This window comes from Streptomyces sp. NPDC101225, assembly GCF_044767585.1.
In the GTDB taxonomy this organism is placed as follows: Bacteria; Actinomycetota; Actinomycetes; order Streptomycetales; family Streptomycetaceae; genus Streptomyces.
Genome location: NZ_JBIWOE010000001.1, coordinates 128,761 through 152,276, shown reverse-complemented (window position 1 = coordinate 152,276; position 23,516 = coordinate 128,761). Strand labels below are relative to the sequence as shown.

21 protein-coding genes and 2 pseudogenes are annotated in these 23,516 nt (G+C 73.0%); 12 read left to right on the top strand and 11 right to left on the bottom strand.

Translation table 11 applies throughout. The annotated features are described in order from the left end of the window. The first annotated feature begins 173 nt into the window (after positions 1-173). From ACIRPX_RS00665 to ACIRPX_RS00645, 5 genes are all read left to right on the top strand, one after another. Positions 174-1,628, top strand: a complete 1,455-nt coding sequence (locus tag ACIRPX_RS00665; RefSeq protein WP_404187073.1) for a glyceraldehyde-3-phosphate dehydrogenase — start codon at positions 174-176, stop codon at positions 1,626-1,628. Between the two features lie 111 nt (positions 1,629-1,739). Further along, entirely contained in the window at positions 1,740-2,078 is a 339-nt protein-coding gene (locus tag ACIRPX_RS00660; RefSeq protein ID WP_404187072.1) for a hypothetical protein, read from the top strand. After that, positions 2,075-2,554 carry a hypothetical protein gene (locus ACIRPX_RS00655; protein ID WP_404187071.1) on the top strand — a complete coding sequence of 160 codons (480 nt, stop codon included), beginning with the start codon at positions 2,075-2,077 and terminating at the stop codon, positions 2,552-2,554. Before ACIRPX_RS00660 ends, ACIRPX_RS00655 begins: the two co-directional genes overlap by 4 nt. A gap of 155 nt (positions 2,555-2,709) precedes the next feature. Then, positions 2,710-3,408: a LuxR C-terminal-related transcriptional regulator gene (locus ACIRPX_RS00650; RefSeq protein ID WP_404187070.1), complete on the top strand. Its 699-nt coding sequence runs from the start codon at positions 2,710-2,712 to the stop codon at positions 3,406-3,408. A gap of 324 nt (positions 3,409-3,732) precedes the next feature. Then, positions 3,733-4,506 (top strand): polysaccharide deacetylase family protein, encoded by a 774-nt coding sequence (locus ACIRPX_RS00645; protein ID WP_404187069.1) that lies wholly within the window; start codon positions 3,733-3,735, stop codon positions 4,504-4,506. Between the two features lie 13 nt (positions 4,507-4,519). Here ACIRPX_RS00645 and ACIRPX_RS00640 read toward each other — a convergent pair whose 3' ends face one another. The 8 genes from ACIRPX_RS00640 to ACIRPX_RS00605 form a co-directional block, all read right to left on the bottom strand. Then, positions 4,520-5,131 (bottom strand): TetR/AcrR family transcriptional regulator, encoded by a 612-nt coding sequence (locus ACIRPX_RS00640; protein WP_404187068.1) that lies wholly within the window; start codon positions 5,129-5,131, stop codon positions 4,520-4,522. 47 nt (positions 5,132-5,178) lie between these two features. Next, the gene (locus tag ACIRPX_RS00635) at positions 5,179-6,081 is read right to left on the bottom strand and encodes a 3-hydroxybutyryl-CoA dehydrogenase (protein WP_404187067.1); all 903 of its coding nucleotides are present in this window, start codon (positions 6,079-6,081) and stop codon (positions 5,179-5,181) included. A 24-nt stretch (positions 6,082-6,105) separates the two neighbouring features. After that, positions 6,106-7,290, bottom strand: coding sequence for an acyl-CoA dehydrogenase family protein (locus tag ACIRPX_RS00630; protein ID WP_404187066.1), 1,185 nt, complete (start codon positions 7,288-7,290; stop codon positions 6,106-6,108). Positions 7,291-7,351: 61 nt separating this feature from the next. Beyond that, complete coding sequence (locus ACIRPX_RS00625) at positions 7,352-8,524, bottom strand: acyl-CoA dehydrogenase family protein (protein WP_404187065.1); 1,173 nt, start codon at positions 8,522-8,524, stop codon at positions 7,352-7,354. Between the two features lie 36 nt (positions 8,525-8,560). Then, a complete protein-coding gene (locus ACIRPX_RS00620) occupies positions 8,561-10,618 on the bottom strand; it encodes an acetate--CoA ligase family protein (protein ID WP_404187064.1) in 2,058 nt (685 codons plus the stop codon). A gap of 1 nt (position 10,619) precedes the next feature. Next, complete coding sequence (locus ACIRPX_RS00615; RefSeq protein ID WP_404187063.1) at positions 10,620-10,811, bottom strand: ferredoxin; 192 nt, start codon at positions 10,809-10,811, stop codon at positions 10,620-10,622. Between the two features lie 34 nt (positions 10,812-10,845). Then, positions 10,846-12,063 carry an NADH-ubiquinone oxidoreductase-F iron-sulfur binding region domain-containing protein gene (locus ACIRPX_RS00610; RefSeq protein ID WP_404187062.1) on the bottom strand — a complete coding sequence of 406 codons (1,218 nt, stop codon included), beginning with the start codon at positions 12,061-12,063 and terminating at the stop codon, positions 10,846-10,848. After that, on the bottom strand, positions 12,060-12,482 hold the full coding sequence (locus tag ACIRPX_RS00605; protein ID WP_404187061.1) for a hypothetical protein: 423 nt from the start codon (positions 12,480-12,482) through the stop codon (positions 12,060-12,062). Before ACIRPX_RS00605 ends, ACIRPX_RS00610 begins: the two co-directional genes overlap by 4 nt. 319 nt (positions 12,483-12,801) lie before the next feature. On the opposite strand from ACIRPX_RS00605, the gene ACIRPX_RS00600 reads away from it, so the two are divergent. From ACIRPX_RS00600 to ACIRPX_RS00570, 7 genes are all read left to right on the top strand, one after another. Continuing rightward, positions 12,802-14,001, top strand: coding sequence for an aromatic ring-hydroxylating dioxygenase subunit alpha (locus ACIRPX_RS00600; RefSeq protein ID WP_404187060.1), 1,200 nt, complete (start codon positions 12,802-12,804; stop codon positions 13,999-14,001). Between the two features lie 173 nt (positions 14,002-14,174). Continuing rightward, complete coding sequence (locus ACIRPX_RS00595; RefSeq protein ID WP_404187059.1) at positions 14,175-15,299, top strand: spermidine/putrescine ABC transporter substrate-binding protein; 1,125 nt, start codon at positions 14,175-14,177, stop codon at positions 15,297-15,299. Between the two features lie 3 nt (positions 15,300-15,302). Beyond that, positions 15,303-16,196: an ABC transporter permease gene (locus tag ACIRPX_RS00590; protein ID WP_404187058.1), complete on the top strand. Its 894-nt coding sequence runs from the start codon at positions 15,303-15,305 to the stop codon at positions 16,194-16,196. Beyond that, positions 16,193-17,074: an ABC transporter permease gene (locus tag ACIRPX_RS00585; RefSeq protein ID WP_404187057.1), complete on the top strand. Its 882-nt coding sequence runs from the start codon at positions 16,193-16,195 to the stop codon at positions 17,072-17,074. Before ACIRPX_RS00590 ends, ACIRPX_RS00585 begins: the two co-directional genes overlap by 4 nt. 5 nt (positions 17,075-17,079) lie before the next feature. Beyond that, complete coding sequence (locus ACIRPX_RS00580; RefSeq protein ID WP_404187056.1) at positions 17,080-18,150, top strand: ABC transporter ATP-binding protein; 1,071 nt, start codon at positions 17,080-17,082, stop codon at positions 18,148-18,150. A 32-nt stretch (positions 18,151-18,182) separates the two neighbouring features. Beyond that, a complete protein-coding gene (locus tag ACIRPX_RS00575; protein WP_404187055.1) occupies positions 18,183-19,502 on the top strand; it encodes a flavin monoamine oxidase family protein in 1,320 nt (439 codons plus the stop codon). Beyond that, entirely contained in the window at positions 19,495-20,910 is a 1,416-nt protein-coding gene (locus ACIRPX_RS00570) for an aminobutyraldehyde dehydrogenase (protein ID WP_404187054.1), read from the top strand. The genes ACIRPX_RS00575 and ACIRPX_RS00570 overlap by 8 nt, the downstream gene beginning before the upstream one ends. A 64-nt stretch (positions 20,911-20,974) precedes the next feature. Here the strand turns inward: ACIRPX_RS00570 and ACIRPX_RS00565 are convergent, their stop codons facing one another. The 3 genes and pseudogenes from ACIRPX_RS00565 to ACIRPX_RS00555 all read right to left on the bottom strand — a co-directional run. Continuing rightward, positions 20,975-22,612: a sigma-70 family RNA polymerase sigma factor gene (locus ACIRPX_RS00565; RefSeq protein WP_404187053.1), complete on the bottom strand. Its 1,638-nt coding sequence runs from the start codon at positions 22,610-22,612 to the stop codon at positions 20,975-20,977. 236 nt (positions 22,613-22,848) lie between these two features. Then, a pseudogene (locus tag ACIRPX_RS00560) lies at positions 22,849-23,003 on the bottom strand (diguanylate cyclase); the annotation flags it as partial. Between the two features lie 113 nt (positions 23,004-23,116). Beyond that, positions 23,117-23,452: pseudogene (locus ACIRPX_RS00555) on the bottom strand (glutamate dehydrogenase); the annotation flags it as partial. Positions 23,453-23,516: the final 64 nt, after the last annotated feature.

Sequence of the window (23,516 nt, the reverse complement as noted above, 5' to 3'; positions counted from 1 at the left end):
ACGTCCTCGATCCGTCCGGCGGCGGTCCCCGTGCGGGGCCCCATGCCCGTCAGGTACGGACGGGCGGCCGGATCGTCTCGATGACGGCGCGGGGCAGTGTGACGAACCCCGCCCGAACGATCGATCACACAGGGTTTAACATATGAGCGCCGCCTAGCTCGAAAGATGGATCTGTGACTGTCAACGACGACTCGTTCACCAACTGGAAGACCCGCGAGGAGACCGCGGAGTCGATGATCCCGATCATCGGGAAGCTGCACCGCGAGCGGGACGTCACCGTCCTGCTGCACAGCCGCTCCCTGGTGAACAAGTCGGTGGTCAGCATCCTCAAGACGCACCGTTTCGCCCGGCAGATAGCCGGCGAGGAGCTCTCGGTCACCGAGACCCTGCCGTTCCTGCAGGCGCTCACCGCGCTCGACCTGGGCCCCTCGCAGATCGACCTCGGCATGCTCGCGGCGACGTACAAGAGCGACGACCGCGGCCTGACGGTGGAGGCGTTCACCGCCGAGGCCGTCGCGGGCGCCACGGGCGCCAACAAGATCGAGCGCGGCGAGGGCCGGGACGTCGTCCTCTACGGCTTCGGCCGCATCGGCCGGCTGGTGGCCCGGCTGCTGGTCGAGAAGGCCGGGTCCGGAAACGGCCTGCGGCTGCGCGCCATCGTCGTCCGGGGCGGCGGCGGGCAGGCCTCCGGGGATCTCGTCAAGCGGGCCTCGCTGCTGCGCCGCGACTCCATCCACGGCCAGTTCCAGGGCACGATCACCGTCGACGAGGCGAGCAGCACCATCTTCGCCAACGGCAACGCGATCAAGGTGATCCACGCCAACGACCCGTCCGAGGTCGACTACACCGCGTACGGCATCAGCAACGCCATCCTGATCGACAACACCGGCAAGTGGCGTGACCGCGAAGGGCTTTCGCAGCACCTGCGCCCCGGCATCGACAAGGTCGTGCTGACCGCGCCGGGCAAGGGCGACGTCCCGAACATCGTGCACGGCGTCAACCACGACACCGTCAAGCCGGACGAGCAGATCCTGTCCTGCGCGTCGTGCACCACCAACGCGATCGTGCCGCCGCTGAAGGCGATGGACGACGCCTTCGGTGTCGAGCGCGGTCACGTGGAGACCGTGCACTCCTTCACCAACGACCAGAACCTGCTGGACAATTACCACAAGGCCGAGCGCCGCGGCCGCTCCGCGCCGCTCAACATGGTCATCACCGAGACCGGCGCCGCCTCCGCCGTCGCCAAGGCGCTGCCGGACCTCAAGGCGCGCATCACGGGCAGCTCGATCCGCGTCCCCGTGCCGGACGTCTCGATCGCGATCCTCAACCTCCAGCTCTCGCGCGAGACGTCGCGCGAGGAGGTCCTCGACCACCTGCGCGATGTCTCGCTGACCTCCCCGCTCCGGCGCCAGATCGACTTCACCACGGCGCCCGACGCCGTCTCGAGCGACTTCATCGGCTCCCGCCACGCCTCGATCGTCGACGCCGGCGCCACGAAGGTGGAGGGAGACAACGCCATCCTCTACCTCTGGTACGACAACGAGTTCGGCTACTCCTGCCAGGTCATCCGGGTGGTGCAGTACGTCTCCGGGGTGGAGTACCCGACCTTCCCGAGCCCGGCGGTCTGACGCCGTCCCGCCGCGGGCGGGTGACGAGGGCCGCCATCCGGATACGGGTGGCGGCCCCTCCCGTGCAGGACCGCTGCATCCGAAACGCCTCCCGCGGCGGTATGTAGCGGCATGAGCAGTACCACCGACGAAATCCCCGCCGCCGTGCTGGACATACTGGCGCCACCGGCGCCCGACGAACTGAGCGGTGATCAGGTGCGGGGGCGGGCCTGTGTGTGGTGCGGCGTTCCGCTGAACGCCGAGACCTCCGTGGCCTTGGGCGCGCGGGTGGCTCGCGGCGACGGGGCCGCCCCGGCCGCGGGCGGGTGCCGCCGCTGTGTCGCCGCCCGCGCCCACCGCGGCCTGTTCTCGCACGGTTCGGCCTGCGAGCTCTGCGCGGACGAGGAGTCCGCCAAGGCCTGCGCGGTCGGCAGGGGCCTGTACCGGCTCGTGAGGAAGCATCGGCGATGACCGCGGAGTGCGCTCTCGCCGCGGCCCTCCTCGTCTACGCGGTTCCCTCTCGGACCGCCCTCACGCCCGGGCAGAACGCGGGAGCCGACTGCGTGTGGTGCGCCGCCCCGGTGCCTCCCGACGCGGGCCGGGATCTCGGCGGACACGGCGGATGGAGTCCGCACGGCTGCCCCGCCTGCCACCGGGCGCAGCGCGCCTGGGTGCGGACGTACATGGAGTGGGCCGGCCACGTCCGCGCCTGCCCGACCTGCCGGGCCGGCTGCTCGTGCGGGACCGGCACCGCCTTCCAGGGACGTCTCACCGAGTTCCCCCGAAGGGCGGACCTGCCGCCCGTCGTGTGTGCGCGCTGCGAGCAGGAGATCGGGGCCGGCGAACGCTTCGAGCCCCACGTCCGGGCAGGCGGCCGCCGTCCGCGCCTCGGTTACGTGCACGCCGCCGTGTGCCCCGGGGACGAGCGACGGTGGCCGGGCCGGTGAAGGCGGCCGCCCGGCCGCGGGAGCGGCGCGTCCCGGCCCGCCGGGCGGTGTGAGCGAAGCCATAAGAAGAACGACGTCGTTTCGCTAGCCGGCAGGAGTACTGTACTCACCAAGCGAACGAAACAGTTTCGTTTAGAGTGTGGGGAAGGACAGACATGGTCTCCGTGCTCCTCGTCAACGACCAGTCCCTGCAGCGACTGGGCCTGCGGATGCTGCTCACCGCCGAACCCGACCTGACCGTCGTCGGCGAAGCGGCGACCAGCGAGGAGGCCGTGGGCATGAGCGCGGCGCTGCGTCCCGACGTCGTCCTGATGGACGTCCGCCTCGCCGACGCGGCCGACATCGAGGCCGTCCGGCGCATCGCCCGGCCCGCCCGCTTCCGCCCGCCCGGCGAGTCGGTGGCGGCCGGCCAGACCCCTCCCCGCGTGCTCGTGCTCACGTCGGCCGTCGACGAGGACCACGCCTACGCCGCCCTGCGCGCCGGAGCCGACGGGTTCCTCCTGACGGACGCCTCCCCGCGGGAACTGGCCGCGGCCGTACGGATCGTGGCCGCCGGAGACGCCGTGATCACCCCGCCCCTCACCCGCACCCTCATCGACACCGTCCGCGCGGAACCCGCCGCCCGCCCCCTCCGGCCCGGTGCCGAACTGGCCGCCCTCACCCAGCGCGAGCGCGACGTCCTCACCGCCGTCGCCTCGGGGTGGTCCAACAGCGAGATCGCGCTCCGGCTGTCGATCGCCCCGACCACCGTCAAGTCCCACGTCAGCCACATCCTCAGCAAGATCGGCGCCCGCGCCCGCGTCCAGGCGGTGGCCTTCGCCTACGAGTCCGGGCTGATCCGACCCGCCGCCTGACGCACCGGACCCGCGCGGCAGGGTGCCCGCGGGTGCGGTTCCGGCGGGTGCCCGCGGGATGCGGGGGTCGCCGGCGCAACTCCCGGCCGCAGAGACCGGCTTGGAAGTCCGTCGCCGTCGGATCTCCGGGCCGAGGGTCTCGCGCCGGTCGCGAAGGCCCCGCACGGCACCGCCGGGGCGCTCCGCTCCCGGGTGTGCGCCCCCCGTGCGTCCCGGTACTTCCGCGGAATTGTCCGTGATCGGTAACAGAGGGATCCCGCCCCGCCCTTGTTCCGTCCTGACAGGTGCACGAGCGGCACGGGAACGACAAGGGGCGGGGCGGACATGGCGCGGCATGGCGGGCGGGGATGGCACGGCCGGGTACTCGCGGCGGCGGTCGGGGTGACGGCGCTGGCGGCGGCCACCTCGGTGTGGACCGCGCAGGCCGGGCCCGCCGACGGGCGGCGCCCCGGAGCCGCCAGGCCCTCGGCGGCTGCCGGTTCGGTCCGGAAGCCGGTGGCGATCGCCATCGCGCACGCCTCGGACCACGGCCCTCGGGGCGTCAACATCACCATCGACGACGGCCCGGACCCGACCTGGACGCCGCAGGTGCTCCAGGTGCTGAAGGAGAACGGCGTGAAGGCCACCTTCTGCATGGTCGGCACGCAGGCACAGGCTCACCCGGACCTGGTCAAGGCCGTGGTGGCGGCGGGGCACCGGCTCTGCGACCACTCGGTGTCGCACGACACCACCATGGACAAGAAGGCCGATTCGTACCAGTCGAAGGAGATCCTGGACGCCGCGGACATGATCACCAAGGCGTCCGGGGGCGTCCGCCCCATGTACTACCGGGCCCCGGGCGGCGCGTTCACTCCGTACAGCCGGAAGCTCGCCGCCTCCCGGGGGATGCGGCCGCTCGGCTGGAACGTGGACACCAAGGACTTCGAGCGTCCGGGTACCGAGGCGATCGTCGCCACCGTCAGGAGCGAGGTGCCCAACGGTCCGACGATCCTGTTCCACGATGCGGGCGGGGATCGTTCGCAGACCGTGGCAGCGCTGCGCGAGTGCCTGCCGTGGCTCAAGCAGCAGGGCTACTCCTTCGGCTTCCCGGTGCGCTGACGCCCGCGGTGGTTCAGTCCGCCGGCATCGCGTCGGGCAGGCCGAGGGCCGCCGCCACGTGGCGCCAGACGGAGGCGAGCGCCATGTCCAGGGTGACGGTCGGATCGCGCAGCATGATGCGGATGCCGTAGCCGTCGCTGAGGGAGAGCACGAGGGTGGCGAGGGCGTCCACGTCGGTCGGGGTGAACTCGCCCGACTCGACGCCCCGCCGTACCGCTCCGGTCACCCAGGCGTGCAGCTGCGCGTACAGGTCCACGGCGAAGACGCGGGTCGTCTCGTCGCGCAGGGCCCGCACCCACAGCTCCTGCCACAGCCGCCAGTCCTGGTGCAGTTCGGGGTCGGTCGGCAGCAGGTTGCGCAGGATGCGGGCCAGGATCACGGCCGCGGGCGCCGTCTCCGCGTCGCGTTCGACGTCCACGGCGGTGTGGGCGAAGGAGTGCGTCATCGCCTCGGTGAACAGCTTCTCGCGCGTGTCGAAGTGGTAGTGCAGCAGCGCCGTCGAGACCCCGGCCCGCTCCGCGACCATCCGCATACGGATCTTCTCGAAACCGATCTCGGCGATGGCCTCGCACGCCGCCGTGAGGATGCGCTCACGCGTGTCTGCCGTGCGCACCTTGGTGCTCACCCTGCGGCTCCCCTCGTTCGCCGGTCGTACGCCATGACCATCTTCCCTCACGGCCGCACCGCCGGTGCCGCCTCCCCGCGCCGCGGCCCGGCGTCGTAGGCGTGGAAGCCCCGCCCGGACTTGCGCCCCAGCAGTCCGGCCTCCACCATCCGCTTCAGCAGCGGTGGCGGAGAGTACTGCGGCTCGCGGAACTCGGCGTACAGCGACTCGGCGATGGCCCGGGTGGTGTCCAGTCCGATCAGGTCCGCCAGGGCCAGCGGGCCGAGCGGGTGCGCGCAGCCGTGGACCATGGCCCGGTCGACGTCCTCGGCGGTGGCGCCGCCCGACTCGACCATGCGGACCGCTGCCAGCAGGTACGGCACGAGCAGCGCGTTGACCACGAATCCCGCCTTGTCCCGGGTCCGTACGACCTCCTTGCCGAGGGTGTCCGTCACGAAGGTCTCGGCACGTGCCGCCGTGGCCGGGGAGGTGAGCAGCGACGGCACGAGTTCGACCAGCGGCAGCACCGGTACGGGGTTGAAGAAGTGCACGCCGACGACGCGCTCGGGGCGGCCGGTCGCGGCGGCCAGCCGGACGATGGGGAGCGAGGAGGTGTTGGTCGCCAGGACGGCGTGCTCGCCGGTGACCACGGCGTCGAGGCGGCTGAACACGTCGCGCTTCAGCGCCTCGTCCTCCGCGACGGCCTCGATCACCAGATCGTGCTCGTGCAGGGCCTCGATCCGGTCCACCACCGTGATCAGCGCAGCGGCACCCGCGTGCTGCTCGGCGGTGAGCCTGCCGCGGGCGGTGGCCCGGTCGAGTGAGCGGCCGATGCGCAGCCGGCCCGCCTCGGCCGCCCGCGCATCGCGTTCCACCACCGTCACCGGCACGCCGGCCCGTGCGCAGACCTCGGCGATTCCCGCGCCCATGAGGCCGCAGCCGACGACCCCGACGCGTTCGATGCCGGTCATGGGTGTTCCTCCCGGTGCGACGGGTCAGGCGAGGGGCGAGGACGTGGGCAGGTCCAGGACCCCGGTCCCGCGCTTGATCAGTTCGTTGGCGATGATCAGGCGCTGGATCTCGGAGGTGCCCTCCCAGATCCGGTCCACGCGCAGCTCGCGGTACATGCGCTCGACGGCGTACGTACGGTCGTAGCCACGGCCGCCGTGGATCTGCAGGCAGCGGTCGATGACCCGGCCCGAGGCCTCGCTCGCGGAGAGCTTGGCGATGGCCGCCTTGGCGTGCAGCGTCTTGCGGTCCCCGGGCGAGGCCTGGTCGATCTCCCAGGCGACCTGGTGGGTGTAGGCGCGGTTGACGGCGATGTCCACGGCGCAGTCGGCGAGCATGCCCTGGATCAGCTGGTACGAGGCGATCGGCGCCCCGAACTGCTCCCGCTCCACGGCCCAGTCGCGGGCCAGCTCCAGCGCCCGCTCCGCCGCGCCCGTGGTCCGTGCCGCGATCATCAGGCGCTCCTCGGTGAACCAGGAGCGGGTGATGTCGTAGCCCTCGCCGATGCCGCCGAGCACGGCGTCCTCGTCGACCTGGACGTCGGTGAAGGTGAACTCGGGGTGTTCGTAGACGAAGGTGTGCATGAAGCGGGGCACGCGCGTCATCTCGATGCCGGGTGTGTCCTTGTCGACGAGGAAGAGCGTGGGCGCGCGCTCCGGGCCGGCCGCGGCGAGCACGATCATGAAGTCGGCGTGGTCGCCCACGGTGACGAACCACTTCTCGCCGTCGAGGACCCAGCCGCGGTCGTTCCTGGTCGCGGTGGTGGCGAGGTGCTGCGGGTCCGAGCCGGCGCCGGGCTCGGTGACGGCGTAGCAGTCGCGCCGTTCGCCCTTGATCACCGGGATCAGGAAGCGCTCGCGCTGGGCGGGGGTGCAGAACCTCAGCGCGTTGGCGGGCCGCCACACCATGTCCCAGAGTGCACCGGTGAGGCGTCCCAACTCCTCCTGCACGGTGGCCTGTTCGGCGATGGTGAGGCCGGCTCCGCCCCACTCGGCGGGCATGTTGACGGCCTGCAGCCCCGCGTCGAGGACCGCGTCGCGGACCTTGGCGTGGACGTCGGCGGTCAGGCCGTTGTCCTCCTCGCACCGGAGCTCGTAGCCGGCGATGAAGTCGGTGAGGGCGCGGGCGTCGGCCTTGAGCCGTGCCTGGCGCGGGGTGAGACGGAAGTCCATGGAGGTCCTCGAGGTGGCTGCTGGACGGGCGGGTTCGGGGATGCGCGGGCGGGGCGCGGAGTCAGGGGGTGGGCAGGGCCAGGGCACGGGTGCCGCGCTTGATCAGTTCGTTGGCGATGATCAGGCGCTGGATCTCGGAGGTGCCCTCCCAGATCCGGTCCACGCGCAGCTCGCGGTACATGCGCTCGACGGGGTAGGTGCGGTCGTAGCCGCGTCCGCCGAAGATCTGCAGGCACCGGTCGGCGACCCGGCCCGCCGCCTCGCTGGCGGAGAGCTTGGCCGTGGACGCCTTCGCGTGCAGCGTCTTGCGGTCGGTGCCCGGCTGGTCGGCCTCCCAGGCGACCTGGCGGGTGTAGGCGCGGTTGACGGCGATGTCCACGGCGCAGTCGGCGAGCATGCCTTGGATCAGCTGGTACGAGGCGATCGGCGCCCCGAACTGCTCCCGCTGCACGGCCCAGTCGCGCGCCAGTTGCAGCGCGCGCTCGGCGGCGCCGACCGTGCGGGCCGCGATCATGAGGCGTTCGTCGGTGAACCATTCCTTGGTCAGCTCGTAGCCGTTGCCGACGCCGCCGAGCACGTCCTCGTCGGCCACGAAGACGTCGGTGAAGGTGAATTCGGGGTGGCCGTTGACCGCGGAGTGCATGAAGTGCGGCAGCCGGGTCAGCCGCACGCCGGGCGCGGACTTGTCCACGAAGAACAGCGTGGGCAGCCGGTCCGGTCCCGCGTCCGCCTGCACCAGCAGGAAGTCGGCGATGTCGCCGCAGGTGACGAACCACTTCTCGCCGTTGAGCAGCCAGCCGCCGTCGGTACGGACGGCGGTGGAGGTGCCGGAGGAGGGGTCGGAGCCGGCGCCCGGCTCGGTGACGGCGAAGGCGTCGAAGCGCTCCCCGCGGATCACGGGCAGCAGGTACTTCTCGCGCTGCCGCTCGTCGCCGTGGGCGAGGACGTTGGCGGGCCTCCAGGGGATGTCCCAGAGGCAGTTGGTGACCTTGCCGAACTCCTCCTCCACGATGACCTGGTCCAGGAGGCCGAGCCCGGCACCGCCCCACTCCGCGGGCATGTTGATGGCGTAGACACCGGCGTCCATGGCGGCGCGGGTCAGTTCGGTCACCAGGTGCTGGGGCAGGGGGCCGCCGGCCTGCTCGGACCGGTCCTCGTAGCGCATGAGCAGCCGGGCGTACGCGGCGGCACGACGTTTCAGGTCGGCCTGTTCGGGGGTGTGGCGCAAGTCCATGGAAGCCTCCGGGGGCGGGCGGGCTGGGCTGGGGCGTCAGGCGAGTACGGCCCGGGAGTCCAGGGCGAGGACCCCGTCCGGGCGTACGAGAAGCGGGTTGACCTCGAGCTCGGCGATCTCGGGGTGGGCGGCGGCGAACGCGGTGACGGTCTCGACGGCCGCCGCGGCCGCCGCGACGTCGACGGGCGGGCGGCCGCGCACGCCGTCCAGGAGCGCGGCGGTGCGCAGTCCGCGCAGCAGGCGCTGCGCGTGGGCGGCGGGCACGGGAGCGAGCGTGAAGGCGACGTCGTGCAGTGTCTCGGCCAGGACGCCGCCGAGACCCACCATGGCGACCGGGCCGAACCGCGGGTCGCGGTTGACGCCGACGATGAGCTCGATGCCGTCGGTGAGGTCCGCCATGACCTCGACGGAGCAGGCGGTCACGCCGAGCCGGGCGCGCATCTCCCGGTAGGCGGCGAGGAGTTCGGCGGGCCCCGCCAGGCCGAGCGCGACTCCGCCCGCGTCGGACTTGTGCAGGAGGTGGAGGGCCTTGAGGGCGTACGGTCCGGTCAGCTCCCGTGCCGCGATGAGCAGATCGGTCTCGTCGTGGATCGCACGGGCGGCGGGGAAGGCGAGTCCGGCGGCCTCCAGGGCGCCGCGGGTCTCCAGGTAGCCCACCTCGGCGAGCGGTGCGGCCGCCGGCGGCGGCAGCGGGGTGATGCCGGGGTGCGGGGCGCGCGGTGCCGTCGCGGCGAGGGCACGGGCGGCGTCCTCGGTGGCGCCGAAGACCGGGACGCCGGCGGCGGCGAGCGTACGGCAGCTGGGCGACTCGGGATACATCGACTGCACCACGAGGGGCTTCGCGGTGGCGCGGTGCCGGGCGGCGATGCGGCGCGCGGCCTCCTGCTCCCCCTCGGCGAGCGGTGTGCCGCCTCCGCCGAGCCCGCCCTCGGTGGCGGTGTAGCCGCCGAAGTAGCCGGTCATCAGGACGGCGTCGACCTCCTCGGCGGCCAGCAGCGCGTCCACGGCCGCCGCGTACGAGCCGGGGTCCTGCTCGCCCCTGCCGGCGAGGTCCACCGGGTTGGCGACGGCCGACTGTTCCCACAGGGTCTCCCGCAGCCGCCGGCGGGTGGGTGCGGGGAGTTCGGGCACCGCGAGGCCGGCGCTCTCCACGGCGTCGGCGGCCACGGCGCCGTGCCCGCCGCCGTCCGTGAGCACGGCGACCCGGCGGCCGGGTGCGCGCCGCCCCCCGCTCAACGCGGCCAGGGCCACGGCGAGTTCGCGTGGAGTCGCGGCCAGTTCGACACCGGCGTCGCGGCAGGCGGCGCCCACCACGTCGGCCGAGGTGGTCAGCGCGCCGGTATGGGACAGGGCGCTGCGCGCGGAGGCGTCGCCGCGGCCCGCGGTGAGCAGCACCACCGGTTTTCCCGCCGCGGCGGCCGCCTCGGCGAACGCCCGTCCGTCGGCGAAGTCCTCCGCGTAGACGGCGATGGCGCGGGTGCCCTCGTGCCGGGCGCAGTCGGCGAGCAGGTCGACGAGGGTGACGTCGGCCTGGTTGCCGAGCGAGACGAAGCGGGAGAAGCCCACACCGTGCGGGGCGAAGCGGAGCTGGAGTTCGAGCGCGAGGTTGCCGCTCTGGCTGAGCAGGGCGACGGCGCCGGGGGCGAAGGTGCCCGAGGCCAGGAACAGGTCGGTCGTGTTGTCGGCCAGGCCGAGGCAGTTGGGCCCGACCATCACGGCACCGGCGGCGCGCACCCGCTCGGCGACGGCGGCCTGGCGCGCCCTGCCCGCGTCGCCGGTCTCGGCGAAGCCTGCGGTGATCGCGACGATCGCCCGGGCGCCGCAGCCCAGGGCCTCGTCGACGGCGTCCTCGAAACCGCGGGCGGGCACGGAGATCACCGCGAGGTCGACGGGTGCACCGATCGCACTCAGGCTGGGCGCGGCGGTACGGCCGAGCACGGTGCCGCCGCGGCGGTTGACCAGGTGCACGGGGCGGCGATCGCCGGCGCGGACGGCCTGCGCGGCGATGGCATGGCCGTACTTGGCCGGGTCGTCGCTGGCGCCGACGACGGCGACGGAGACGGGGTCGAAGAGAGCCGACAGGTCGCGTCCCATCTCACTTCACCAGCCGCAGCGCGGAGTTGGGGCAGGCGGCGACCGCGGCGGCGGCGATCTCCTCGCCCTCGGCGGACACCTCGGCGACCCTCACCTGCGCATAGCCCCACTCGTCGAGGTCGATCAGCTCGGGCGCGGGTTCCTGGCAGAGGCCGTAGCCCTGGCAGCGGGTGGAGTCCAGCAGGAGTTTCATGGGGGCGGTCCTTTCGGGCGAGCGGACTTGCGGGTCAGGGCACGCGGACCGCGAAGCGGCGTCCGTCGTGCGGCAGGGGGAGCGCGCAGGCGCGGCACGGGGAGCCGCGGTGGGCGTCGACGCGGTCCGGGAAGTGGGCGAGCAGGGTGGCGACGGTCCGGGCGGCGGCGTCGAGCAGTCCGCAGGCGCCGCGGCCGGGCAACTGACTGGACCAGCGCAGGAGGTGAGCGGAGGCGTCGTCGCTCGCGGCACCTCGGGCGACGGCGGTGAGGGTACGGGCGAGCGCCCCGGTGCCGGACACGCACACCCCGCACTGCCGGGCGCTCTGTGCCGCCAGGTAGGTGACGGCCTCGGTGGTGACGGCGACCGGGCAGTCCTCGGGGTGCAGGAAGTGCAGCGCGCCGCAGCCGGGAGCGCCGCCCGCCGCCGGGCCGTCGTGGCCGAGCGGCAGGTCGCGCCACCCCGCACCGTGCAGGCCGCCGAACAGCCCGCCCAGCAGGACCGCTTCGGCCCTGCCGTGCCCGCGCAGATCGGCGAGGACCTTGAGGTGGGTACCGGCGGGCGCTTCCACGAGCGCGGCACCCGCCGCTCCGGAGAGCGTCACGAGATGCGCGCCGGCGATCCCGGCGGCCTCGTCCGGCCACGCGTGGATCAGCGCGACACGGGCCAGCGTCTCCACGTTGGCGACGAGGGTCGGCGCGCCGCCGACGCCGCGTTCGAACGGACGCGGGGGCTTCGCCGTGGGCAGGGCCGGTCCCCCGTCGATGCGCCGGACGACCGCGGTCTCCTCCCCCGCGACATAGGTGTGCTCGGTCCGTACGACCTCGACGGGCACGTCCGCGGGACGCTCGGCGAGGGCCCGCCGGACGGCCTGTTCGGCCTGTTCGTCGGAGAGATAGACGTACCCGCGTGCGGCACCGGTGACGGACGCGGCCAGCCGCAGCCCGTCCAGGACGACGTGCGGACGGTGCCGCAGCAGCCAGCGGTCCTTGACCGAACCGGGCTCGCCCTCCTCGCCGTTGGCGACGACGACGGGCCGCCCGCCCGCGTCCCGCACGGCGCGCAGTTTGACGGCGGCGGGGAATCCGGCACCGCCGCGGCCCCGCAGTCCGGCGGCCGCGATCCGGTCGAGCAGCCGGCCGGGTCCGGTCAGGGGCGTGCGGCCACCGGCGGCGCGATACGACGAGCCGTCCGCGGGTGCGGCCAGCAGGCCGGGCCGTCCTTCGGGCAGGAGGGAGAGGACGCCGGTCATGCGACGCTCCGCCGCCCGGAACGGAGTGTGCCGTGCGGGCGGGACCTGAGGCGCGCCAGCGCTCCCTCCAGGGCACGCCGTTGGCCGGCGGTGCGGTCGTGGCCGGGGCCGGGCAGGCCGATCAGCATGCGGTGGTGGTCGAGGACGACCTCGCCGGCCAGGAGCGCCGGCCGGGGGTCGGCGGGCGCGGGCAGCGCCGCCGCCTCGACGACCAGGTCGGTGACCTCGCCGAGGTAGCGCAGCCAGCCGCGCTGGGTGCCGCGCAGCACCAGCCGCTCGACGCGCCGCCGCTCGGCGGCGACGAGGGCCGTCGGCGGGCGGCGGGCGGCCCGGGCCCGCAGGGCGGCCACCGCGGCGGGCAGTTCCTGTTCGGGCTCGGGTGTGAGACCGAGCCATACGAGACTTCGGCGAGCGTTCATGGTGCCTCCGGAGGCGCACCGGCTCCGGGTGTCCGGAGTCGGGTGGCGGTGGCGTGGACCGTCGCAGATTCGCGGTCCGGCGGACGGCGCCGGGGAGCCGTCCAGGGGCTCGGGCGATCCGTCTCACCACGAGACTAACTAATCAATTAGTCAGGCCACAAGTCTTGACTTGCCCCTCCCGCCCCCTCACTCTGACTAATCAATCAGTCAGCCGGACTGCGGCAGGTCAGCACCCCCGCACCTGTCGCGCACCGGGTCCGGCTACGTCCCCAGCCTCACCGCCCATCGCCGCCGCCGCGGCGCGGAGGAGGACCACCCCATGCACCCCTCGACCACCCGGGCAGCCGCTCCGTCCCCGGCTCCGCCGAAGACGCCCCCCGAACCGGCCGGGCCCCCGGCCCAGGGGCACCCCGGGGAAGCGCTCGCCGCCCGCCACTACACCGACCCGGCCGTCGCCGCGGCCGAGACCGAGCGCATCTTCGCCCGGTCCTGGCAGCTGGTCTGCCACGAATCGGACCTGCCCGGCCCGGGCGCACGCCTCGCCGCCACCGCGGCCGGGCGGGAGGTCCTCGTCGTACGCACCGAGGACGGCACGCTCACCGCCCACCTCAACGTCTGCCGGCACCGCGGCACCCGCCTGGTCACCGCGCCCGAGCCGTCGGGCAAGGCGATCCGCTGCCCGTACCACGGCTGGACGTACAAGCTGGACGGACGGCTGGTCGGCGCCCCCGAAGCGCGCCGGATTCCCTGCCTGGACAAGCCACGGCTCGGCCTGCACCCGGTCAACGTCGAGTCCTTCCTCGGCTTCGTCTTCGTCAACCTCGACCTGGAGGCCACCCCGCTCGCCGAGAGCTGCGCCGGGCTCGCCGAGGCCGTCGGCCACTACGCCGGGCCCGGCCTGGTCCCCGTGGGCAGGCACCGCATCCACGACCTGGCCGGCGGCGAGGAGCAGCCCGCCAACTGGAAGGTGATCGTCGACAACTACCTCGAGGGCTACCACGTCCCCGTGGCGCACCCCTCCCTGATGCGGCTGCTCGACTACCAGGCGTACACGGCCGACGTGCGGGAGAACTACGTCCTGTTCGAGTCGCCGCTGCGCGACAAGCCCTCGTCGAACTGGACCGAGCGGCTCTACCAGCGCCTCGCGACGCCGATGCCGGGCCTGACCGAGGCGGACCGGCGGGTGTGGCGGTACGCCGTGATCTATCCGAACACGCTCATCGACTTCTACCCTGACCACGTGCTCGCGTGGACCGCCCTGCCCACCGCCCAGGACCGGGCGGCGACCCCGGCCGCCTTCTACACCCGGCACGGCGAGAGCGTCCGCACCCGGCTGGCCCGCCGGCTGAACATCCACATCGGCTGGGGCACCAACGACGAGGACGTGGAGCTGGTCAAGCGCGTGCAGGACGGCCTGACCACGCCCGGTTACGAGCCGGGCCCGCTCTCGCAGCGCGAGGCGGCCGTGGGCTGGTTCGCCCGCCGCGTCCGCGACGATCTGGAGGGGGCCACGCCGTGACGACCTCCCGCGCGCCCTTCGCCGTATGCCCGCGGACGGGCTTATCCCTCCCCCGCTGACGCACGCCCGCACCCTTACCAGACCGGTCCCTTCCACGGAGTCAGGGCCTCCGTCGAGCCGACCAGCCGGTCCAGCCCTGGAGCACTGCCGTTCCTCGACGGAGAGGACGTTCGATGCCCCCCGAGGTACCCCCACCGACCCGACGTGCCGTACTGCGGGCAGGCGCCTGCGGCCTGCTCGGCGCCGCGGCCGGCGGCTGCGGGTTCATGCCCGCGAAAAGACCCGACGCGCAGCAGCTCGCACCCGTCAAGGCGCGCGTCGACGGCGATCTCATCTACTTCAACTGGGCCGACTTCGTCGACCCGTCCGTGTTCAAGGGCTTCGAGAAGGAGTACGGCGTCAAGGTCGTCCAGTCGAACTTCGACTCGATGGAGGGCATGGTCGCCAAGCTCAACGCCGGCAACCGCTACGACATCGTCTTCCCCACCGCCAAATGGGCCCAGCGCCTGGTCCGCGGGGGCCGCCTGCGCCGTATCGACCACGCTCAGCTGTCCAACGCCCCGGCCGTGTTCGGCAGGCACTCGTACTTCACCGATCCCTGGTACGACCCCGGCTCCGCGCACACCGTCCCCTTCACGGCGTACAAGACCGGCATCGGCTGGCGCCGGGACCGGATCGGTGAACTGACCGACTCCTGGAAGGACCTGTGGAACGACAAGGCCAAGGGGAAGGTCTTCCTGCTGGACGACCGCGACGAGGTGCTCGGCATGGGCGCCCTCGAACTCGGCCTGGGCGTCAGCACCGGCGACCGGGGCGACCTGGACCGCATCACCGCCCTGCTGAGCAGCCTGCGCCCGCGGCTGCGCGGCTTCTCCAGCGACAGCTACAACAACCTCCTCAACGGCAACGCCCTGATGACGCAGGCGTGGAGCGGCGACATGGCCGCCATGCTCAACCAGGCCAAGGACCCCTCGGTGTTCGGCTTCCAGGCCCCCAGGGAGGGGACGCCGATCAACTCCGACTGCTACGCCATCCCGTGGAACGCCCCCCACCCCGGCACCGCGATGCTCTTCATCGACTACATGCTGCGGCCGGAGAACGTGAAGAAGAACATCGAGTACATCGGCTACCCGATGCCGGTGGCCGGCTCCGAGAAGGTCTACGCCGAGCTGGTCAAGCCCTTCCCCGAGTGCCTGGTCACCGAGGACGAACTGAAGGCGGACCTGTTCTTCCGCAACGGCACCCGCGCCGCGGAGGACGCCCGCGACACCGCCTGGACCCATGTGAAGGCGGGCTGACCCATGACCCTGATCCGACCTTCCGCACGCACCCGCCGCCGCGACACCTCGGGCCACCGGATGTGGGTCTGGTTCATGCTGCCGGGCACGCTGTGGATGACCGCCTTCCTGATCGCGTCACTTGCCCTGGTGGCCGTCCTCGCGGTCGGCACCACCGACGAACTCGGCAACCCCCGCTTCGGCTTCGACCTGTCCGGCGTGCGCGCCCTCGCCGACCCCGCCTACACCGAGGTCCTCGCCCGCTCCCTCGGCTACGCCCTGCTGACCTGCGCGATCTGCCTGCTGATCGCCTACCCGGTGGCGTACACGATCGCCCTGTACGGCGGCCGCTACAAGCACGCGCTGATCGCCGCGATCGTCGTGCCGTTCTTCGCCAACTACCTGGTGCGGATGTACGGCTGGTCGGTGGTCCTGTCCGACGACGGGCCGGTGCTGCGCACCCTGCGCGCCGTGGGACTCGCCGGTTCCGGCACGAAGATCCTCAACACCGGTGTCGGCGTGGTCGCGGGACTCGTCTACGGCTTCGTCGTCTTCATGGTCATCCCGCTGTACGCGGCCCTGGAGCGCCTCGACGTCTCCCTCATCGAGGCCGGCCGCGACCTGTACGGCGGCCCGGTGCGCACCTTCCTCTTCGTCACCCTGCCCGCCACCCGGCAGGGCGCGGCGGCCGGCCTCGTCCTCGTCTTCCTGCCCGCCATGGGCGACTTCGTCAGCGCGCAACTCATGGGAGGGCCGGACCAGATCATGATCGGCAACCTCATCCAGGACAAGTTCTTCCAGGGCCAGAACTGGCCGCTGGGCTCGGCGCTCACCATGCTCCTGATGCTGGTGCTGCTGATCGGGATGTTCGGCTATCTGCGGCGCACCCGCAAGGACGAGGCGGAGGCCCGCCGATGACCATGGTCAAGCAACCCGCCACCACCACGCAGGCCCGCCCGGCCGCCGGGTCGCGCACCCGCCGTGGCCGCGCCGATCGCAGGCCGCGCGTCCTCATCGCGGTCACGGCGCTCTTCTTCGCGCTGCTCTACCTGCCCATCGCCGTCGTGGCGCTGTTCTCCTTCAACTCCAAGAAGTCCCTGACCGTCTTCGGCGGATTCAGCCTGCGCTGGTACCGCGCCTTCGTCCACGACGACGTCCTCGTCGCGTCGCTCACCACCAGCCTGCGCATCTCCCTGGTGGCGATGGCCGGTTCGGTCGTCCTCGGCGTGGCCCTCGCCCTCGGCCTGGTCCGCTGCCGCACCCGGCTCGGCTCGCTCGCCGGCCTGATCATGCTGGTGCCGCTGATCACACCCGAGATCGTCACCGGCGTCGCCTCGATGCTGCTGTTCAAGGGCCTGGGCATCACCCTGTCCACCGGCACGGTGATGCTCGCCGAGATCACCTTCTCCATCTCCTACGTCACCGTCGTCCTGCGCTCCCGGGTCGCCGCGCTGAACCCGGAGGTGGAGGAGGCCGCGATGGACCTGGGGGCCACCCGCTGGCAGGCGGTGCGCCTGGTGACCCTGCCGGCCCTGCTGCCCGCGATGCTCGCCTCGGCCGTACTGATCTTCGCGCTGGTCTTCGACGACTTCGTGCTCGCCTACTTCACCACCGGCGTCGACCCGCAGCCGCTGTCGGTGCGGATCTACTCGGCGATCCGCTTCGGGGTGCAGCCCACCATCAACGCGGTCGGCACCCTGATGCTCGCGGGCTCCATCGCCCTGATCGCCCTGGCCCTGTTCATCCCGCGCCTCTTCGGCCGCCGCGGCGGCCTCGACATCCTCTCCGGAGAGTGAACCCCATGGACGCGACCCCCGCTGTCCGGCTCGACGGCGTCTCCAAGCAGTTCGCGGACTCCTACGCCGTCCACCGTCTCGACCTCGACATCGAGGCCGGCCACTTCTTCTCGCTGCTGGGCCCCTCCGGCTGCGGCAAGACCACCTCGCTGCGCATGATCGGCGGGTTCACCGACCCCACCGAGGGCTCGGTGCTGCTGGCCGGCGAGGACGTGACCGACCTGCCGCCCAACCGGCGCAACGTCAACACCGTCTTCCAGAGCTACGCCCTCTTCGACCACCTCAGCGTCGCCGACAACGTCGGCTTCGGTCTCAAGCGCACGGGCGTGGCCAAGAGCGAGATACGCCAACGCGTCGGTGAGATGCTGGAGTTGGTGCAGCTCGACGGCCTCGCCGGCCGCAGGCCCCGCACCCTCTCCGGCGGCCAGCGCCAGCGCGTCGCGCTCGCCCGGGCCCTCGTCAACCGGCCCGCCGTGCTGCTGCTCGACGAGCCGCTGGCGGCCCTCGACCTGAAGCTGCGCCGCCAGATGCAGGTGGAGCTCAAGCAGATCCAGCGCGAGGTCGGCATCACCTTCGTCTTCGTCACCCACGACCAGGACGAGGCGCTGACCATGTCCGACCGCATCGCCGTGATGAACGAGGGCCGCATCGAACAGTGCGGCACCCCCGAGGACGTCTACGAGCACCCCGCCAGCCGCTTCGTCGCCTCCTTCATGGGCACCTCCAACCTGATGACCGGCACCTACCGCGACGGCCGGGTCGCCCTGGAGCAGGGCCCCGCGCTGGCCGTCGGCACCCGGTCCGGGATCGGCGACGGCACCGCGGTCAGCGTGTCCGTGCGCCCCGAGAAGATCTGGCTGTCCGACTTCGAACCGGGGATGTCGAAGCTGCGCGGTCAGCTCCGCGAGACCGTCTACAGCGGCCCGACCACGACGTATCTGATCGAACTCGCCCCCGGCGTGACGCTGTCGGTGCTGGAGCAGAACACGGACCGCGCGCGCATGGAGGACCGCTGGAGCGGCGGCGAGACCGTGGAGCTCGGCTGGCGTCCCGAGCACTGCCTGGTCCTGGCCTGAGCCCGCTCCCTCCCCGATCGAAAGCGACATCCATGCATCACGACGTGATCGTGCTCGGCGCCGGTCTCGCCGGGCTCTGCGCCGCCCGCGACCTGGCGGCCGCCGGCACCGACGTGCTCGTCCTGGAGGCCCGGGACCGCGTCGGCGGCCGGGTCGAGCAGACCCGCACGCCCGACGGCCGTACCGTCCAGCTCGGCGGCGAAGTGGTCGGCCGGGGACACACCGCCTATCTCGGCCTCGCCGAGGAGCTCGGCCTGGAGCTGACCCCCAGCTACGTCGCCGAGCCCGGCCGCATGACCCGGGCCACGCCGGAGGGGCTCTCGGCCGGTGAACCGCCGCACTGGTTCGGCCCCGGTGACACCGCCCAGCACGAGAAACTCAGCAGGGAGTTCGGCGCACTGGCCGCCACGGTCGACCCGGACGACCCCTGGTCGCACCCCGACGCGGCCGCCCTGGACCGCCTCTCCGTCGCGGGCTGGCTGCGCTCCCGGCAGGCCTCCCCCGCCGTGGTGCGCCTGTGGGACATCGGCCAACTCGCCCTGGCCGGCGGCTCCTACGAGCGCATCTCGCTGCTGGCGGCCCTGCGCAAGAGCGCCGCGGTGCCCGGTGCGGCCACGGGCGACTACGACTACGACGACTGGGAGGGACTGCGGCTGGCCGAGGGTTCCGCGACGCTCGCCGAGGTGATGGGCCGCGAACTGGGCCCGCGGGTCCGGCTCGGCGCGCCCGTCGCCGCGATCGGCATCCGCCCCGGCCGGTGCGGCGTGCGCCTGGCCACCGGGGAGATCCTCACCGCGCACGCCGTGGTGAGCGCCCTGCCGGTGGGACCGCTGCGGTCGGTCGCCGTCACCGGCGTCAGCGAGGCCCGCCTGGCCTCCCTGCACCGTCAGCGCCACGCCGTCGCCGCGAAGTTCGCCGCCGTCTACGACGACCCCTTCTGGCGCGCCGACGACCTCGACGGCCTCTCGGAGTCCGAAGGCGTCCTGGGCAGCACCTGGCCGCAGAGCGAGGGCATCCTGTCGGCACTCGTCCCTCCCGAGCGCTACGGCGTCCTGCTGGGCACCCCGGCGCACCTGCGCATCCCGGAACTCCTGGCCGAGGTGGGCGCCCTGTTCGGGGACAAGGCGCTCCATCCGGCCTCCTGCCATCTGCGCCTGTGGGGCACCACCCCCTGGACCCAGGGCTACGTCACCCAGTGGCCGCCGGGCGAGGTCATGGCGGTCGGCCCGCTGCACGGCACGCACGAACCGCCGTTCTACGTCTGCGGTTCCGACCAGTGGGTCGCCGGATACATGGAGGGTGCCGTCCGCACCGGCCGCGCCGCGGCGAAGGAGGCGCTGCGCCGTGGCTGACCGCCTCAACCACGTCGCCGGCGAGGAGGTGCCCGCCGCCTCCCACCGCACCCTGGCCCTCATCGACCCCGCCGCCGGCCTCCCGCACGGCACGGCTCCGCTCTCCGGTCCCGAGGACGTGGACGTGGCCTGCCGCGCGGCCCGGAGGGCGTTTCCCGGCTGGGCGGCCACGCCTCCGGGACACCGGCAGACCGCGCTGCTGCGCATCGCGGACGCCCTGGAGCGCGAGGCGGACGCGCTGGCGGACGCCGAGGTGACGGACACGGGGAAGCCGCGCGCCCTGTTCCTGGCGGACGAACTCCCCGCGGTCGTCGACGTGTTGCGGTACTTCGCGGGGGCCGCCCGCAACCTGCCGGGCGCGGCGGCCGCCGAGTACACACCGGGCCGTACCTCGGTCCTGCGCCGTGAGCCGGTCGGTGTCTGCGCGCAGATCACGCCGTGGAACTACCCGCTGATGATGGCGGTGTGGAAGATCGCGCCCGCGCTGGCCGCCGGCAACACGGTCGTCCTCAAACCGTCCGACACCACGCCGTCGTCGGCCGTGCTCCTGGCCCGGCTGGCCGCCGAGCACCTGCCGCCCGGTGTGCTGAACGTCGTGTGCGGCGACCGGGACACGGGCCGCTCGCTCGTCGCCCACCCGCTGGTCCGGCTGGTCGCCGTCACGGGCAGTGTCCGCGCCGGCCGGGAGATCGCCGCCGCCGCGGCGGCGGACCTCAAGCGGCTCCACCTCGAACTCGGCGGCAACGCCCCTGTGTTGATCCACGAGGACGCCGATCTCGACGACGCCGTGCAGCAGTTGTCGTCCCTGGCCTTCTACAACGCGGGCCAGGACTGCACGGCCGCCACCCGGATCCTGGTGCACCACCGGGTGCACGACACCTTCCTGTCCGCCTTCGCCGAACGGGCCGCCGGGCGGCGGCCCGGAGCGCCGGACGACGCGCACGCCGACTTCGGCCCGCTCGCCAACGCCGCGCAACTCGCCGCCGTGGGAAGAATGCTGGAGCGGCTGCCGGAGCATGCGGAGGTCGTCGCGGGAGGTGCGTCACTGCCCCGGCCCGGCTACTTCCACCAGGCCACGGTGGTGGCGGGGGTGCGGCAGCGGGACGAGATCGTGCAGGGCGAGGTGTTCGGGCCCGTCGTCACCGTCCAGCCCTTCGCCGACGAGTCCGAGGCGCTGCGTCTGGCCAACGACGTCCCGCAGGGGCTCGCGGCGAGCGTGTGGACGCGCGACCACGACCGTGCGATGCGGGCGGGCCGCGCCCTGGACACGGGCATCGTCTGGGTCAACACCCATGGCACGACGGTCTCGGAGATGCCGCACGGCGGGGTGCGCCACTCCGGCCACGGCAGCGACCTGTCCCTGACCGGCCTGCTGGACTACACCCAGGTCAAGCACGTCATGCTGTGACGGCCAGGTCACACCACCGGCGGCCGCCGTCGCCTCCCGCGGCTGCCGGCCGTGGAGCGCGGGCTCAGAGCTTCGCGCCGAAGTCCTGTGTCCACCACGGGCCGCCCGAGCCCCGGTGGACGCCCACGCCGATGTCCTTGAACGAGCAGTTGAGGATGTTGGCGCGGTGGCCGGGGCTGTTCATCCAGGACTCCATCACCGCCTGCGGGGTCTGCTGGCCCTGGGCGATGTTCTCGCCGTACGTCGACCACCGGTAGCCCGCGGCGGTGATGCGCTGCCCGGGGTCGGCGCCGTCCGGGTTGGTGTGGTCGAAGAAGTCGCGGGCGGCCATGTCGTCGGAGTGGCCCTGCGCGGCCTCCTCCAGCTGCGGGTCCTCGGTGAGCGCACCGCAGCCGGCCTTCGCCCGCTCCTGGTTCACCAGCGCGACGACCTGAGCGACGGTGTCGGACGGCGTGGACGACGCCTGCGGTGCGGCGAGCGGGCTCCGGGTGGGGGTGGCCGACGCCCGCGGGGTCGGCGCGGCCTTCTTCGCCGGGTGCGTGGTCGCGGGCGCGGTGGCCTTCCTGGTCCTGGACGGGGAGGGCGGCGCGGAGGCGGAGACGGACGGGGAGGGCTCGGCGGCGCTCGATTCCGAGAGATCCGCGACGGGCGCGTCCGCGGCCCGTTCCGCGGTCGTCCCCTCGGTGCCTCCGGTCCCGTTGTCCGTGCCGAAGTACCAGAGGCCGCCGCCCGCCACGCAGGCCGCTACGACCGCGCCGCCGACGGCCCGGCGCCGGTTGCGGCGGCGCCGGCGTGCCTCGCTGCGCGAAACGTTCCGGCGCCGGCCGGCGCGGTGTCCGCCGTGGCGTCGTGGGGCGGCCGCGCCGGCAGCCGGGCCCTCGACGGCCATCCCCGCCTCGGCCATCGCGCCGCACGCGACGCGCACGTTCTCCCGCAGCAGGGGGGCCACGGCGACCAGCGCCAGCCCGGCCAGGAGTCCCTCCGCGGGCATCAGCCCGCTCCACAGCCCGGAGCAGCGGACACAGCCGCGGGCGTGCCGGGCTATGCGCTTGCGCCACAGCGCCGAGGGCCGGCCGTCCCAGGCCCCGAGCATGCCACGCAGCTCCGGGCACGGCGGCTGCGCGTCGAGGGCCCGCACCACCACGCGGGCCGCCTCCAGCTGCGCCTTCATCCGCTGCACCCGTACGGCCGTGTGCTGCGCGGACAGTTCCAGCGCGGCGGCGACCTCGGTGCGGGTCAGCTCGCCGGCGCATTCCAGCCACCACAGGGAGAGCAGCCCCCGGTCGTCCGGCTCCAGCCAGCGGGTGGCGCGGGCGGTCTCCTGCCGCTGACCCGACAGCTGGAGCTGGACCAGGGTCAGGTCCACGAAGTCGGCACCCGGGTCCGCGAGTTCCACGGCCTCCTCCACCCCGCCCGCCGCCGGCCCGCGGTCGTGCCAGTGCTTGCGGACCTCGTTCATGGCGATCGCCACGAGCCAGGAGCGGAAGCTCTCCGGGGTGCGCAGTCCACCGAGTCCGTCCAGTGTCCGCAGCATGGTCTCCTGGACCACGTCGTCGACGTCGACCGAGCCGTTCAGGGCCCGGCCCACGATGTTGTAGACGAGCGGGAGATACGCACTGACCAGGGCGTCCTGAGCTTCCGGATCGCCCCCTCGGGCGGCGGCCACCAGGGCCGCCGGATCCACCGTGCGCTGTGTACTCATGAAAGGTTCCCGTCCTCGACGTCGAACGATCCTGCCCGATACCTGGGAGACCGTTCGGCCGGTCCCGGATAACAGTTCTTCGGACAGGTGCGCCAAGAGGCACGGGTGGGACGCGTGTTGTCCCAGCTCAGAGTGGGACACCACGGTGTGGGGGTGTGGCGAGGCTCACAGCATCGGGGGGCGGTGTCCGCGGCGCCGCCTTCGTGGGGCGCCCGGCCGCGCCCGCGCGCGGCCGGTCACTCCGGCCAGTCCGAGTCCTCGACGACCTCCACGAAGGCGCCGCGTACGAAGCCAGCACGAAGTGGGCCAGGACGTCCGCCTTGACGTTGCCGAACGTCCTGCCGGGACGGTCCTTGACGCCCTCGGTGAACGCCTCGAGGATACGGTTCTCTCGGCACCACCCCGACGCAGTACCGCAGGCGCTTCGCGACGACGCGCCCGCGGGAAGCACCGGGCTAGGACCTGGGCGCATCGGGGCATCGGGGCCCCGCCTTCGTGCGGCGGTCACACCAGCCCGAGGTCGAGCATCGTGTCGGCGACCTTGACGAAGCCCGCGATGTTCGCGCCGGCGACGTAGTTGCCCGGCGCCCCGTACTCCTCGGCCGTCGCCCGGCAGGTCGTGTGGATGCCGGCCATGATGGCGGCCAGCCTGCGGTCGGTTTTCTCGAAGGTCCACGCCTCGCGGGCGGCGTTCTGCCGCATCTCCAGGGCCGAGGTGGCCACGCCGCCGGCGTTGACGGCCTTGCCGGGGCCGAAGGCGACGCCCGCGTCCTGGAACCGCCGTACGGTCTCGGGGGTGGTGGGCATGTCGGCGCCCTCGGCGACCGCGATCACGCCATTGGCCGGACGGTCACGGACGTACCTCCTTGTACGGCGGGGCACGCTCATGTACGGAAGATCGCAG